General features: G+C 70.0%; 11 protein-coding genes. 10 read left to right on the plus strand and 1 reads right to left on the minus strand.

Annotated features, from left to right (window positions below):
- Positions 1-4517: type I polyketide synthase (locus ABZ873_RS14065; protein WP_360870195.1), on the minus strand; the 4517-nt coding region annotated here is incomplete at its 3' end.
- A gap of 220 nt (positions 4518-4737) precedes the next feature.
- Here ABZ873_RS14065 and ABZ873_RS14070 point away from each other — a divergent pair.
- The 10 genes from ABZ873_RS14070 (at position 4738) to atpD (ending at position 14296) form a co-directional block, all read left to right on the plus strand.
- Positions 4738-5247, plus strand: a complete 510-nt coding sequence (locus tag ABZ873_RS14070) for a hypothetical protein (protein ID WP_360870198.1) — start codon at positions 4738-4740, stop codon at positions 5245-5247.
- A 122-nt stretch (positions 5248-5369) separates the two neighbouring features.
- Positions 5370-6722 carry a crotonyl-CoA carboxylase/reductase gene (gene ccrA / locus ABZ873_RS14075; RefSeq protein WP_360870201.1) on the plus strand — a complete coding sequence of 451 codons (1353 nt, stop codon included), beginning with the start codon at positions 5370-5372 and terminating at the stop codon, positions 6720-6722.
- 312 nt (positions 6723-7034) lie between these two features.
- On the plus strand, positions 7035-7448 hold the full coding sequence (locus ABZ873_RS14080; protein ID WP_360870204.1) for a hypothetical protein: 414 nt from the start codon (positions 7035-7037) through the stop codon (positions 7446-7448).
- A 185-nt stretch (positions 7449-7633) separates the two neighbouring features.
- On the plus strand, positions 7634-8485 hold the full coding sequence (atpB, locus tag ABZ873_RS14085) for a F0F1 ATP synthase subunit A (RefSeq protein WP_360870207.1): 852 nt from the start codon (positions 7634-7636) through the stop codon (positions 8483-8485).
- Positions 8486-8551: 66 nt separating this feature from the next.
- Positions 8552-8800, plus strand: coding sequence for a F0F1 ATP synthase subunit C (locus ABZ873_RS14090; RefSeq protein ID WP_109781636.1), 249 nt, complete (start codon positions 8552-8554; stop codon positions 8798-8800).
- Positions 8801-8835: 35 nt separating this feature from the next.
- On the plus strand, positions 8836-9381 hold the full coding sequence (locus ABZ873_RS14095; protein ID WP_360870211.1) for a F0F1 ATP synthase subunit B: 546 nt from the start codon (positions 8836-8838) through the stop codon (positions 9379-9381).
- A complete protein-coding gene (locus tag ABZ873_RS14100; RefSeq protein ID WP_360870214.1) occupies positions 9378-10193 on the plus strand; it encodes a F0F1 ATP synthase subunit delta in 816 nt (271 codons plus the stop codon). The genes ABZ873_RS14095 and ABZ873_RS14100 overlap by 4 nt, the downstream gene beginning before the upstream one ends.
- 127 nt (positions 10194-10320) lie before the next feature.
- Positions 10321-11916, plus strand: coding sequence for a F0F1 ATP synthase subunit alpha (atpA, locus tag ABZ873_RS14105; protein WP_360870217.1), 1596 nt, complete (start codon positions 10321-10323; stop codon positions 11914-11916).
- 20 nt (positions 11917-11936) lie between these two features.
- Positions 11937-12854, plus strand: a complete 918-nt coding sequence (locus ABZ873_RS14110) for a F0F1 ATP synthase subunit gamma (protein WP_360870220.1) — start codon at positions 11937-11939, stop codon at positions 12852-12854.
- Positions 12854-14296, plus strand: a complete 1443-nt coding sequence (gene atpD / locus ABZ873_RS14115) for a F0F1 ATP synthase subunit beta (RefSeq protein ID WP_360870223.1) — start codon at positions 12854-12856, stop codon at positions 14294-14296. The genes ABZ873_RS14110 and atpD overlap by 1 nt, the downstream gene beginning before the upstream one ends.
- Positions 14297-14383 lie beyond the last annotated feature (87 nt).

Raw genomic sequence — 14383 nt, forward strand, 5'->3', positions numbered from 1 at the left:
GTGGTGGGGATGGTGTCGAGGAGTTGGGTGAGTTGGTGGGGGTCGGTGATGTCGCAGGCGGTGATGGTGACGTGGGCGCCGGCTTGGGTGAGCTGTTGGTGGAGTTGGGTGGCGCCGGGGGCGTGGGGGCCTTGTCGGCTGGTGAGGAGGAGTCGGGTGACTCCGTGGTGGGTGACGAGGTGGTGGGCGAGGAGTGCGCCGAGGGTGCCGGTGCCGCCGGTGATCAGCGCCGTCCCGTCCCGGTCGATGCCCTGCGCCGGAGCGTCCGCGACGCCGGCCCGGACCAGCCGCGGCACCGTGGCCACGCCGTCCCGCAGGGCGATCCGGGGCTCGTCCGAGGCCACCGCACGCCGCAGGGCCTCCCCTGACCGCGGGGAGTCGTCCAGGTCGACCAGCACGATCCGTCCCGGGTGCTCCGTCACCGCGGAACCCAGCAGGCCCCACGCGGCGGCCTGCGCCAGGTCGGGTGCCTCACCGGGGAGCACGGCGTTCGCGTGACGGGTGACGGCCACCAGCCGCGAGGACACGAAACGCTCGTCGGCCAGCCAGGAGCGCAGCAGTTCCAGGGCCCGCTGGGCACTGTCGTGCGCCGCGTGCGCCGAGTCCGCCGCGTCCGCCCCGCCCCCGCCGTCCGCCGGGGCGCAGGCCGCGACGACGACGAAGTCGGGTACGGGAGCGCCCGCGTCCACGGCGGCACCGAGCGAGGCCGGATCCGGATACGCCGTCGCCCCGGGAAGCCCGGCGGGCACGCCCGCTCCGAGCACGGCCCACAGACCGGCCGGCTCGGCCGCGGCCACCGCCGCGGGCGCCCAGGAGGGGACGAACAGGGCGTCGGCGGTCCCGCCCGGCTCGGCGACCCGCCCCGCGGGCCGCACGACGAGGGAGTCCACCGTCGCCACGGGAAGGCCGTCCGCGTCGGCCAGGAGCAGCGCGAGCGAGTCGGGCCCGGCCGGCGTCAGCCGGACGCGCAGGAACGACGCCCCGGCCGCGTGCAGCGAGACACCGCGCCACTCGAAGGGCAGCCGTCCCCGCTGCTCCCGGCCGAACTCGCCCGGTACGAAGGCGGCCGCGTGCAGCGCCGCGTCGGCGAGCGCGGGGTGCAGGCCGAAGGCGCCGGCGTCCCCGGCGGCCTCCTCGGGCAGCCGCACCTCGGCGTAGACCCGGTCGCCCTGCCGCCACACCGCACGCAGCCCCTGGAAGGCCGGCCCGTAGTGGAAGCCGGCCGCGGCGAACTCCTCGTAGAAGCCGTCGACGGACACCTCCTCGGCACCCGCGGGCGGCCAGGCGGTCAGATCCTCCCCGGGCGCCGCGGCGGCCGTGGTGAGACGGCCCCCGGCATGCCGGGTCCAGACCTCCTCGGCCGCTCCCTCCGCCTGCGCGTGCACGGTGAACTCGCGGTCCCCGGAGGCGTCCGGGGCCCCCAGCGCGACCTGGACCCGTACGCCGCCACCGGACGGCAGCGCGAGGGGAAGCTCCAGGGTGAGGTCCGCGACGGACTCCAGCCCGATACGGGCCCCCGCCCACAGCGCCAGCTCGGCGACGGCGGTCCCCGGAAGCACCACCGTGTCCCCGAGCGCGTGACCCGCCAGCCAGGGGTGGGCCTCCGTGGACAGCAGGCCGGTGAACAGCCAGCCGCCACCCGTCGCCGGCACCAGCGCGGCACCGAGCAGGGGATGACCGGCCGGGGCCAGGCCCGCCGCGGTCACGTCCCCGGAGCCGGGCAGGGTCTGCATCCAGTACCGCGCGTGCTGGAAGGCGTACGTGGGCAGGCCGGTCCCGGTGGCGTCCTGTCCGGCGAAGAACGCCGCCCAGTCCACGGGCAGCCCGGCGACGTGCGCCCGGGCCAGCAGCGTGGTGAGCGTCCTGACCTCGGGCCGCTCCCGGCGCAGCGCGGGCGCGACGACATGGCCCTCGCCACCGAGGGCGGCCAGGGTCTCGTTCACCATGGAGGTGAGGGCGCCGTCCGCCCCCAGCTCCAGGAACACGGTCACGCCGTCCTCGGCCACGGTGCGGACGACGGCGTCGAAACGGACGGGTTCACGCACCTGCCGGGCCCAGTAGCCGGGGTCGGCCCACTCCTCCGGCGTGAGGACGGTGCCGGTCACGCTGGAGACGACGGGAAGGTCCGCTGGCCGGAACTCCAGCTCCCCGGCCACCCGGCGCAGCTCCTCGGCCACCGGCTCCATCAGCGGCGAATGGAACGCGTGGCTCACCGGCAGGCGCCGGGTCCGGCGGCCGAGCGCGGTGAAGTGCGCGGCGACCGCGGTGACCACGTCCTCCGTGCCGGAAACCACCAGCGAACCGGGGCCGTTCACCGCGGCCACACCCGCCGCGTCCTCGTGCCCGGCGAGCAGCGGCAGCACCTCGTCCTCGGTCGCCGCGACGGAGACCATCGCGCCGCCCCCGGGCAGCTCCTGCATCAGCCGGCCGCGCGCGGCCACCAGCGCACAGGCGTCGGTCAGCGACAGCATGCCCGACACGTGCGCGGCGGTCAGCTCACCGACCGAGTGCCCGGACAGCAGCCGGGGCCGGACACCCCACGCCTCCAGCAGCCGGAACAGGGCCACCCCGAGCGCGAAGGTGGCCGCCTGCGTGTACAAGGTCTGGTCGAGCAGCCGGGCGTCATCGGTGTCCGGGGCGGCCAGCAGCACCGTGAGCAGCGGACGGTCCAGGCGCGGGTCCAGTTCGGCGCAGACCGCCTCCAGGGCGCGGGCGTAGACCGGGAAGGTCTCGTACAGCTCGCGTCCCATGCCGGGGCGCTGGGCGCCCTGCCCGGTGAAGAGGAACGCGCCGCGCACCTCACTCGCGACACCGCCGACGGAGCCGGCCGACGGGGTCCCCCCGGCCAGTCCGGCCAGCTCCCGCAGCAGTTCCTCGCGGTCCTCGGCCAGCAGGACGGCGCGGTGCTCGAAGGCGGTGCGCCTCGTCGCCAGCGCGCACGCCAGATCCCCGAGCGCCGTACCGGGGCGGCCGAGCAGGTGCTCGTGCAGCCGGGCGGCCTGGGCGGGCAGCGCCGCGGCGGTGGCGGCGGACAGCAGGACCGGCACCACCGGCAGGACGGCGGGGGCCGGCAAGCCGGTCCCGTCCGGGGTGTCCGTCTCCCCGGGGCCGCCGGCGGCGAGGTCCGCGGCCGCCGGCTCCTCCACGATGACGTGCACGTTCGTACCGCTGATCCCGAACGAGGAGATCCCGGCACGGCGGGGGCGGCCGGTCCGCGGCCAGGGGCGGTTCTCGGTCAGCAGCTCCACCGCACCGGCGGACCAGTCCACCTCCGGGGTCGGGCCGTCCACGTGCAGGGTGCGCGGCAGCTCCTCGTGCCGCATCGCCATGACCATCTTGATGATCCCGGCGGCGCCCGCCGCGGCCTGGGTGTGGCCGAGGTTGGACTTGACGGACCCCAGCCACAGCGGCTGCCCCTCCGCGGGGCGGTCCTGGCCGTAGGTGGCCAGCAGGGCCTGCGCCTCGATGGGGTCGCCGAGGGTCGTACCCGTACCGTGCGCCTCCACCACGTCGACATCGGCGGCGCCCAGGCGGGCCGAGGCCAGCGCCTGCTGGATGACGCGCTGCTGCGAGGGGCCGTTGGGCGAGGTGAGCCCGTTGGAGGCGCCGTCCTGGTTGACCGCGCTGCCCCGGACGATCGCGAGCACCTCGTGCCCCTTGCGCCGGGCGTCGGAGAGCCGCTCGACCACGAGCAGGGCGGAGCCCTCGCCCCAGCCGACGCCGTCGGCGGCGGCCGCGAACGACTTGCACCGGCCGGTACGCGACAGGCCGCGCTGCCGGGAGTTCTCCACGAAGGTGGCGGGCGTGGACATGACGGTGGCCCCGCCCGCGAGCGCCATGTCGCATTCGCCGTCACGCAGGGCCTGTACGGCGAGGTGCAGCGCCACCAGGGACGAGGAGCACGCGGTGTCGAGGGTGACGGCCGGTCCTTCGAGCCCGAGGAAGTACGAGATCCGGCCCGACGCCACGCTGGCGGCCATGCCCGTGCTCAGGTAGCCCTCGACCTCGTCGGGCAGCGTGCCCGGACCCGAGGCGTAGTCGTGGTACATCAGGCCGGTGAAGACACCGGTGCGCGAACCGGCCAGGGACCTCGGGTCCACCCCGGCGTTCTCCAGGGCCTCCCAGGCGGTCTCCAGCAGCAGCCGCTGCTGCGGGTCCATCGCCAGCGCCTCGCGCGGCGCGATCCCGAAGAACCCGGAGTCGAACGAGGCGGCCCCGGAGAGGAAGCCGCCCTCGGTGGTGTACGCGGTGCCCGGGTGGTCGGGGTCGGGGTGGTAGAGCCCGTCGAGGTCCCAGCCGCGGTCCTGCGGCATCGGACCGATGGCGTCCCCGCCCCGGCGGACGAGATCCCACAGCTCGTCGGGCGAGCCGACGTCGCCGGGCAGCCTGCAGGCCATTCCGACAATTGCTATGGGCTCGGCGTCGCCGGCCTCAAGCTTCTTGATGCGTCGATGGGCCTGCCGGAGATCGGCCGCCATCTTCTTGAGGTAATCAACCAGCTGCGCTTCGTTCGTCACCTGTGAACCTGCCTGAGAGATTGGCAAACCTCGCCCTTCGAGGGGAAGCTACGGAGGCTCCGCCCCTAGCCGCGTCCCCTCAGCCACCCCAGAAGGCCGTCCCGGGGGCTTCCCGCGCAGGGGTGCGGGCCCGCCCGGGCTAGGGGTTGTCGTTAGGGGTGAAGCGCTGTTTAGCATGCGGCGATTTCATGATTCGACAGGACTGGAGCGCATCGCCGCCATGACCATCTCTGAGTCGGAAACCGGAGCCCCGGTGGAGCAGGAATTCTCCAAGCCCACGGCCCCCGAGAAAATCCACGACCTGGATTTCCTCCTGGGTGACTTCCGCGTCGAGTGGACCAATTTCACTTCCGACCCGGCCACCACCGGTGTCGCCACCTGGAACACCGCGTCGACATTCGGCGGCCACGCGTACGAGATGACGCAGCGGGTGGACGAGCACGACGTCAACGGGCGTTTCATCGTCCAGTGGGTCGAATCCGAGTCCGCCTTCTCCGGCTACTACTACGACGACTGGGCGAACCGCACCCTCCTCACCTCCGAGGGCTGGAAGGACGGCTTCTTCTCCTTCACCGGCACCTGCGTCGGATTCGGCAAGACGTTCCAGCTCAAGGAGCAGTACGAGATCGTCGACGCCGATCACTACGTCAAGCGCGGATTCGTCAAGTTCGACGAGAACGAGGAGACGGCGTGGATCCCGGCGGACGAGATCCACGCCTACCGGGTCTGAGCACCCCGGGCCGCCGCCCCGCCCCGGCCGGCGGCACCGACGCAGGACTCCGCCGGCCCTGTCCGTGGACCGGCGGCACGGGACCCGGCCCCCGGTCCCGCGACACCTCGGAAAGGTTGACCATGCCCACGCTGTCCGAAGCCCTCCTCGCCGGTGCCCCTCCGGAGGAGTTGGAACGCGCCACGCTGCCGGAGGAGTACACCGCCGCATTCGTCCGGGCCGAGGACGCCGGGATGTTCGCGGGGGTCACCGACAAGGACGTCCGGAAGTCGCTCCACGTGGGCCAGGTCCCCATGCCGGAACTGGCCCCCGACGAGGTGCTGGTCGCGGTCATGGCGAGCGCGGTCAACTACAACACCGTGTGGTCGGCCATGTTCGAGCCGATCCCCACCTTCCGGTTCCTCCGGCAGTTCGCCGCCCAGGGCGGCTGGGCCGAGCGGCACGACCTCCCCTACCACGTGCTCGGTTCGGACGGCGCGGGCGTGATCGTGCGCAAGGGGTCGGGCGTACGCCGCTGGCAGATCGGCGACCACGTGGTGACCAGCTGCGTCCAGGCCGACGACCAGGAGCCCGCCACGCACGGTGACGGAATGATGGGCGCCGAGCAGCGCATCTGGGGTTTCGAGACCAACTTCGGCGGGCTCGCCCACTATGCGGTGGTCCGGGCCAGCCAGCTCATCCCCAAGCCGGCCCACCTCACCTGGGAGGAGGCCGCGTGCAACCCGCTGTGCGCGAGCACGGCCTACCGCATGCTCGTCGGTGACCGGGGCGCCCGTATCAAGCAGGGCGACGTCGTACTGATCTGGGGCGCCGCCGGCGGGCTGGGCGCGTACGCCACCCAGTTCGTCAGGAACGGCGGCGGCATCCCGGTGGGTGTCGTCAGCTCGCCCGAGAAGGCGGAGGCAGCGCGCCGGCTCGGCTGCGAGCTGGTGGTGGACCGGGCGGAGATCGGCCTGGACGCCGGTGTGCCCGATGACCCCGCCAAGGTGATCGAGGTCGGCAAGCGTCTCGGCCGCATCATCCGCAAGGGGGTCGGGGAGGACCCGCACGTGGTCTTCGAGCACGTGGGCCGTGCGACGTTCGGTGTCTCGATGTTCGTCGTCCGACGCGGCGGGACCGTGATCACCTGCGGCTCCAGCACCGGCTACCAGCACACCTACGACAACCGCTACCTGTGGATGAAGCTCAAGCGGGTCATCGGCAGCCACGCGGCGAACCTGCAGGAACAGTGGGAGTGCAACCGGCTCTTCGCCACGGGCCGCATCATGCCGACCCTGTCCACGGTCCACCCGCTGGCCGAGATCGGTGAGGCCGCCCGCTCGGTGCAGGAGAACCGGCACATCGGCAAGGTCGGCGTGCTCTGCCAGGCGACCGCCCCCGGGCAGGGCGTCACCGACACCGCGCTGCGCGCCTCCCTCGGGGAGGACCGGCTGAACCCGCTGCGTGATCTTCACCTGGCCCGCGCGGCCGGCTGACGCACCACCTGGTGCACTGGACCTGTCCGGGACCGTAGATACTGGTTCCGGACAGGTCCTCGACGTGTCCCCGGGCCCAAGAATGGTGCCGCTCACTTGAGCGGACGTTGACCCATCCGTGTGACAAGCGGCACAATAATTGGGTAAAGTCTGCATCAAATACTTTGTGATACCGTTCGCAAGCGCCCGGGATGGAAGCGTGAAGACTGGAGTGCGACCGTCTTCCCCGTACATGCCAGCCGACTCCCGGGTCGCAACCGCTTACTGGCGGTGACCAACCCCACCCAACACCTCGCCGGAGGAGCTGCCCCCATGCAGTCCAACGACGCCCGAACTCTCCTGCACTGCGTCATCCCCACTGCCGTCGTCGGCGGTGCCGGGGTCGCGGTGAGTGCCGCCCTCGCGGGCGGAAAGGGCGCGCTGGGTGCCGCCATCGGTGCGGCACTCGTCCTCGCATTCATGGGAGGGGGGCTCGTCGCCCTCCAGCGGACCGCTCGCTCCCTGCCGCACCTCTTCCAGATGATGGGGCTGCTGCTCTACACGACGCAGATCCTGGCACTGGTGATCATCCTGAGTGTCATCAAGCGCGTCGCGGTCTTCGACACCAAGTGCACGGCCTTCACGCTGCTCGCGGCCACCCTGGTCTGGATGGCGGCGCAGGTCCGGGCGCACATGAAGTCGAAAATCCTTTATGTGGAGCCGGAAGGGGCCCGGACGCCCTCGTAACGTGTAGGCCGGGTGTAAAGGAGCTACCGCTCGTTTGCTATCGTCTCGCCACAGCTGCGGCAGGTTTGCGCGGGCGGCGGACGGACGTCAGACGAGCGTTGTCAGAGCTTGGTGCCCAATCGCCGCACTAAGTATCCGCCAATCCAGTCCAGTGCCGTTCCGCGGTCGCGGGCCGCGCCGACACAATGAGGTTGCCGTACCCATGCGTCAAGTTGAAGGAGCTCGCGGTGAGTGACGCCACGACGCTCGCCTTCGAGATCGATTGTCACATCTTCGAAGGGTGCGGCTTCCCGACCCCCGGCCTGCACTCCTTCCTGTTCAAGCCGATGTTCACCGTCGGCGGTATCGAGTTCAACAAGCCGATACTGCTGGCGCTGTTGAGCACGCTGATCGTCGTGGGGTTCTTCTGGGCGGCATTCAGCAAGCCGAAGTTGATCCCCGGCAAGTTGCAGATGATCGGCGAGGCGGGCTACGACTTCGTCCGCCGTGGAGTGGTCTACGAGACGCTCGGGAAGCGCGAGGGCGAGAAGTACGTCCCGCTCATGGTCTCGCTGTTCTTCTTCATCTGGATCATGAACATCTGGTCGATCATTCCGCTGGCCCAGTTCCCGGTCACATCGATCATCGCCTTCCCGGTCGGTCTCGCCGCGATCGTGTACATCCTGTGGGTGAGCCTCACCTTCAAGCGTCACGGCTTCGTCGGCGGCATCAAGAACATCACGGCCTACGACAAGTCGCTCGGCCCGGTGTTCCCCGTGGTCATGCTGTTCGAGTTCCTGTCGAACATGATCATCCGGCCGTTCACTCACGCGGTCCGTCTCTTCGCGAACATGTTCGCGGGTCACGTGCTGCTGCTGATCTTCACCATCGCAAGCTGGTACCTGCTCAACGGCATCGGTATCGCCTACGCGAGCGTCTCGTTCGTGATGGTCATCGTGATGACCGTCTTCGAGTTGTTCATCCAGGCACTGCAGGCGTACGTCTTCGTCCTGCTCTCGTGCAGCTACATCCAGGGTGCTCTCGCCGAGCACCACTGACGGCTCGGCCCCTTATACATCCGGTGGCCAACCCCCACCGGCCAGTGAAACAGAAGGAAGAACGGCATGTCTGCTCTCGAGACCCTCGCTGCGGTCAACCTCCAGGGCAACCTCGCGGCGATCGGCTACGGCCTCGCGGCGATCGGCCCCGGCGTCGGCGTCGGCATCATCTTCGGTAACGGTACCCAGGCGCTCGCCCGCCAGCCCGAGGCCGCCGGCCTCATCCGGCAGAACCAGATCCTCGGCTTCGTCCTCTGTGAGGCGCTCGCCCTGATCGGTCTCGTCATGGGCTTCGTCTACCCGGTCCCTTCTTGATCGACTGAGAACCATTTCCGACGGAAGGCACTGATGTGATCGCCCTGGTACCGCTGGCGGCTGAGGAGATTCAGAATCCCCTCATCCCGCCGATCCCCGAGCTTGTCATCGGTCTGATCGCCTTCGCCATCGTCTTCGGCTTCTTCGCGTGGAAGTTCCTCCCGGCCATCAACAAGGTCCTGGAAGAGCGTCGCGAGGCCATCGAAGGCGGCATGGAGGCTGCTGAGGAAGCCCGGACCGAGGCCCAGAGCGTCCTGGAGCAGTACAGGGCCCAGCTCGCCGAAGCCCGGCACGAGGCCGCGCGCCTGCGCCAGGAAGCGCTGGAGCAGGGCACTGCGCTCAAGGAAGAACTGCGCGCAGAGGGCCAGCGGCAGCGTGAGGAGATCATCGCTGCCGGTCACGCCCAGATCGCGGCAGACCGCAAGGCCGCCTCTCAGGCGCTGCGTCAGGACGTGGGCAAGCTCGCCACCGACCTGGCCGGAAAGCTCGTCGGCGAGTCCCTCGAGGACCACGCCCGGCAGAGCCGCACGATCGACCGTTTCCTCAGCGAGCTCGAGGAGAAGGCCGAGGCCGCCCGATGAACGGAGCGAGCCGCGAGGCGCTGGCCTCCGCGCGCGAGCGTCTCGACGCGCTGACGGACCACACGTCCGTCGACGCGGCGAAGCTCGCCGGTGAGCTGGCAGCCGTCACCGCGCTGCTCGACCGTGAGGTCTCGCTGCGTCGGGTCATCACGGACCCGGCGCAGTCCGGCGAGGCCAAGGCCGAGCTGGTCGGCCGGCTGCTGTCCGGCCAGGTGGGCGGGGAAACCCTCGACCTGGTGTCCGGCATGGCGCGCTCCCGCTGGTCGCAGTCCCGCGACCTGGTGGACGCGCTGGAGGAGCTGGCGGCCACCGCCGACCTCACGGCGGCCCAGCGGAGCGGCGCCCTCGACGACGTCGAGGACGAGGTCTTCCGCTTCGGCCGGATCGTCTCGTCGAGCACGGAGCTGCGCAGTGCGCTGACCGACCGTGCGGCCACCGTCGCCGCCAAGGGCGGGCTGCTCCGCAGCCTCCTGGGCGGGAAGGCGAACGCCGTCACCGAGCGCCTGGTCACCCGTATCGTCACGCACCCGCGTGGACGTAGCCTGGAAGCGGGACTGGAGTCCCTTTCCAAGCTCGCCGCCGAGCGCCGTGACCGCATGGTCGCCACCGTGACCACCGCGGTTCCGCTCAGCGACGTGCAGAAGCAGCGTCTCGGCGCGGTGCTGGCCAAGCTGTACGGCCGCCAGATGCACCTGAACCTCGACGTGGACCCCGAGGTCCTCGGCGGGATCTCGGTGCGTGTCGGCGACGAGGTCATCGACGGCACCATCGCGGAGCGCCTCTCCGAGGCGTCCCGTCGCATGGCCGGCTGACCGGCCAAAAAGAACAAAGCATTCCTAGCGGCCCGGTTGGGCCGTGCAGAACTTGCAGAAGATTCCTGGGGGTCACCCCCAGACCCCTAAGAAGCTTCAGGCCCAACAAGGAGAGCAGGGAACCCAGATGGCGGAGCTCACGATCCGGCCGGAGGAGATCCGGGACGCACTGGAGAACTTTGTCCAGTCGTACCAGCCGGACGCGGCCTCGCGCGAGGAGGTCGGAACGGTCAGCGTTGCCGGCGACGGCATCGCGAAGGTGGAGGGCCTGCCCTCCGCCATGGCGAACGAGCTGCTGAAGTTCGAGGACGGCACCCTCGGTCTCGCCCTCAACCTCGAGGAGCGCGAGATCGGTGCGGTCGTCCTCGGCGAGTTCAGCGGTATCGAGGAGGGCCAGCCGGTGCAGCGCACCGGTGAGGTGCTCTCCGTCGGCGTCGGCGAGGGCTACCTCGGCCGTGTCGTCGACCCGCTCGGCAACCCGATCGACGGTCTCGGCGAGATCGCGACCGAAGGCCGTCGCGCCCTGGAGCTGCAGGCCCCGGGCGTCATGGTCCGCAAGTCGGTGCACGAGCCGATGCAGACCGGCTACAAGGCCGTCGACGCGATGGTGCCGATCGGCCGCGGCCAGCGTCAGCTGATCATCGGTGACCGTCAGACCGGCAAGACCGCTCTGGCCGTCGACACGATCATCAACCAGCGCGACAACTGGCGCTCGGGCGACGTGAACAAGCAGGTCCGCTGCATCTACGTCGCCATCGGCCAGAAGGGCTCGACCATCGCGTCCGTCCGCGGCGCCCTGGAAGAGGCCGGCGCCCTGGAGTACACGACGATCGTCGCCGCCCCGGCGTCCGACCCGGCCGGCTTCAAGTACCTGGCGCCGTACACCGGTTCCGCCATCGGCCAGCACTGGATGTACGCCGGCAAGCACGTCCTGATCATCTTCGACGACCTGTCGAAGCAGGCCGACGCCTACCGCGCCGTGTCGCTGCTGCTGCGCCGCCCGCCGGGCCGTGAGGCGTACCCGGGCGACGTCTTCTACCTGCACTCCCGTCTGCTGGAGCGTTGCGCCAAGCTCTCCGACGACATGGGCGCCGGTTCGATGACCGGTCTGCCGATCGTCGAGACCAAGGCCAACGACGTGTCGGCGTTCATCCCGACCAACGTCATCTCCATCACCGACGGCCAGTGCTTCCTGGAGTCCGACCTGTTCAACGCGGGCCAGCGCCCGGCGCTGAACGTCGGTATCTCGGTCTCCCGCGTCGGTGGTTCCGCGCAGCACAAGGCCATGAAGCAGGTCTCCGGCCGTCTGCGCGTCGACCTGGCCCAGTACCGCGAGCTGGAGGCGTTCGCCGCCTTCGGTTCCGACCTGGACGCCGCCTCGAAGGCTTCGCTGGAGCGCGGCAAGCGCATGGTCGAGCTGCTCAAGCAGGGCCAGTACCAGCCGATGCCCGTCGAGGAGCAGGTCGTCTCCGTCTGGGCCGGCACCACCGGCAAGATGGACGACGTCCCGGTCGAGGACATCCGCCGCTTCGAGTCGGAGCTGCTGGAGCACCTGCGCCGCGAGCGCAAGGACCTCCTCACCTCCATCGCGGACGGCGGCAAGATGTCGGACGACACGCTCGGTTCGATCGCGGACGCCATCGCCGGCTTCAAGCGCCAGTTCGAGACCTCGGACGGCAAGCTCCTGGGCGAGGACGTTCCGGCCGTCAACGTCTCCAAGTGACGACGGAAGGGACCTGACTCATGGGAGCGCAGCTCCGGGTCTACAAGCGTCGCATCCGTGCCATCACGGCGACCAAGAAGATCACCAAGGCGATGGAGATGATCGCCGCCTCGCGCATCGTCAAGGCGCAGCGCAAGGTGGCGGCGTCGATGCCGTACGCGACCGAGCTCACCCGTGCGGTGACCGCGGTGGCGACCGGTTCGAACACCAAGCACGCCCTGACCACCGAGGTCGAGGCGCCGGCCCGCGCCGCGGTCCTGCTCATCACGAGCGACCGCGGTCTGGCCGGCGGCTACTCCTCGAACGCCATCAAGCAGGCCGACCGGCTCATCGAGCGGCTGCGCTCGGAGGGCAAGGAGGTCGACAGCTACATCGTCGGCCGCAAGGGTGTCGCCTACTACGGCTTCCGTGAGCGCAAGGTCACGGACTCGTGGACCGGCTTCACCGACAGCCCGGCCTACGCCGACGCCAAGCGCGTCGCGGCGCCGCTGATCGAAGCCATCCAGGCCGACACGGCCGAGGGCGGCGTCGACGAGCTGCACATCGTCTTCACGGAATTCGTGTCGATGATGACGCAGAACGCGGTGGACGGCCGGATGCTGCCGCTGAGCCTCGAAAAGGCCGCGGAAGAGGACACCGCGAAGGGCGAGATCCTTCCGCTGTTCGAGTTCGAGCCGTCGGCGGAGGACGTCCTCGACGCCCTTCTGCCGCGCTACGTCGAGAGCCGCGTCTACAACGCGCTGCTGCAGGCCGCCGCTTCCGAGCACGCCGCCCGCCGCCGTGCGATGAAGTCGGCGACCGACAACGCCGGGGAGCTCATCAAGAGCCTCTCCCGGCTTGCCAACGCGGCCCGCCAGGCCGAAATCACCCAGGAAATCAGCGAGATCGTCGGTGGCGCGAGCGCCATGGCTGACGCGACCGCGGGGAGTGACAAGTAATGACGACCTCTGTTGAGACGGCCGCCGCCACGGGCCGCGTCGCCCGGGTCATCGGCCCGGTCGTCGACGTGGAGTTCCCCGTCGACGCCATGCCCGACATCTACAACGCGCTCGAGGTCCAGGTCTCCGACCCGGCCGAGGACGGCGCGCTCAAGACCCTGACCCTCGAGGTCGCGCAGCACCTGGGTGACGGCCTCGTCCGTACCATCTCGATGCAGCCGACCGACGGCCTGGTCCGCCAGGCCCCGGTCACCGACACGGGCACGGGCATCACCGTCCCCGTCGGTGACTTCACCAAGGGCAAGGTCTTCAACACCCTCGGTGAGGTGCTGAACTACCCGGAGGAGAACGCCAACGTCACCGAGCGCTGGCCGATCCACCGCAAGGCGCCCCGCTTCGACGAGCTCGAGTCGAAGACCGAGATGTTCGAGACCGGCGTCAAGGTCATCGACCTTCTCACCCCGTACGTCAAGGGTGGAAAGATCGGTCTGTTCGGTGGTGCCGGTGTCGGCAAGACCGTTCTGATCCAGGAAATGATCTACCGCGTCGCCAACAACCACGACGGTGTGTCGGTGTTCGCGGGCGTCGGTGAGCGTACCCGTGAGGGCAACGACCTCATCGAGGAGATGGCCGAGTCCGGCGTCATTGACAAGACGGCGCTCGTCTTCGGCCAGATGGACGAGCCCCCGGGCACCCGTCTGCGCGTCGCCCTGGCCGGTCTGACCATGGCGGAGTACTTCCGCGATGTGCAGAAGCAGGACGTGCTCTTCTTCATCGACAACATCTTCCGGTACACCCAGGCCGGTTCCGAGGTGTCGACCCTGCTCGGCCGTATGCCCTCCGCGGTGGGTTACCAGCCGAACCTGGCCGACGAGATGGGTCTCCTCCAGGAGCGCATCACCTCGACCCGCGGTCACTCGATCACCTCGATGCAGGCGATCTACGTCCCCGCGGACGACCTGACCGACCCGGCGCCGGCGACCACCTTCGCCCACCTCGACGCGACGACGGTTCTCTCCCGTCCGATCTCCGAGAAGGGCATCTACCCGGCCGTGGACCCGCTGGACTCGACGTCCCGCATCCTCGACCCGCGGTACATCGCGGCGGACCACTACGCCACGGCGATGCGCGTCAAGGGGATCCTCCAGAAGTACAAGGACCTCCAGGACATCATCGCGATCCTCGGTATCGACGAGCTGGGCGAGGAGGACAAGCTCGTTGTCCACCGTGCCCGTCGCGTCGAGCGCTTCCTGTCGCAGAACACCCACGTGGCGAAGCAGTTCACCGGCGTGGACGGTTCGGACGTCCCGCTCGAGGAGTCGATCACCGCGTTCAACGCGATCTGCGACGGTGACTACGACCACTTCCCCGAGCAGGCGTTCTTCCTGTGCGGTGGCATCGAGGACCTGAAGGCCAACGCCAAGGAGCTGGGCGTCTCCTGATCCGGTGCTCCCCGTGAGCCACCGCTGATCGACCGAGGGGGGCGGGTGTGTCCCGTCCCCCTCCCCACGCCCATTAGAATTTGACCC

Source organism: Streptomyces sp. NPDC047014, from assembly GCF_040644195.1.
Classification (GTDB): Bacteria; Actinomycetota; Actinomycetes; order Streptomycetales; family Streptomycetaceae; genus Streptomyces.

Bases quoted from the DNA above. Each gene is read 5' to 3' on its own strand.
- ABZ873_RS14100 (WP_360870214.1), top strand. From the start codon at position 9,378: ATGAACGGAGCGAGCCGCGAGGCGCTGGCCTCCGCGCGCGAGCGTCTC.
- atpB (WP_360870207.1), top strand. From the start codon at position 7,634: ATGAGGTTGCCGTACCCATGCGTCAAGTTGAAGGAGCTCGCGGTGAGT.
- ABZ873_RS14090 (WP_109781636.1), top strand. From the start codon at position 8,552: ATGTCTGCTCTCGAGACCCTCGCTGCGGTCAACCTCCAGGGCAACCTC.
- ccrA (WP_360870201.1), top strand. From the start codon at position 5,370: ATGCCCACGCTGTCCGAAGCCCTCCTCGCCGGTGCCCCTCCGGAGGAG.
- ABZ873_RS14080 (WP_360870204.1), top strand. From the start codon at position 7,035: ATGCAGTCCAACGACGCCCGAACTCTCCTGCACTGCGTCATCCCCACT.
- atpA (WP_360870217.1), top strand. From the start codon at position 10,321: ATGGCGGAGCTCACGATCCGGCCGGAGGAGATCCGGGACGCACTGGAG.
- ABZ873_RS14070 (WP_360870198.1), top strand. From the start codon at position 4,738: ATGACCATCTCTGAGTCGGAAACCGGAGCCCCGGTGGAGCAGGAATTC.
- ABZ873_RS14110 (WP_360870220.1), top strand. From the start codon at position 11,937: ATGGGAGCGCAGCTCCGGGTCTACAAGCGTCGCATCCGTGCCATCACG.
- atpD (WP_360870223.1), top strand. From the start codon at position 12,854: ATGACGACCTCTGTTGAGACGGCCGCCGCCACGGGCCGCGTCGCCCGG.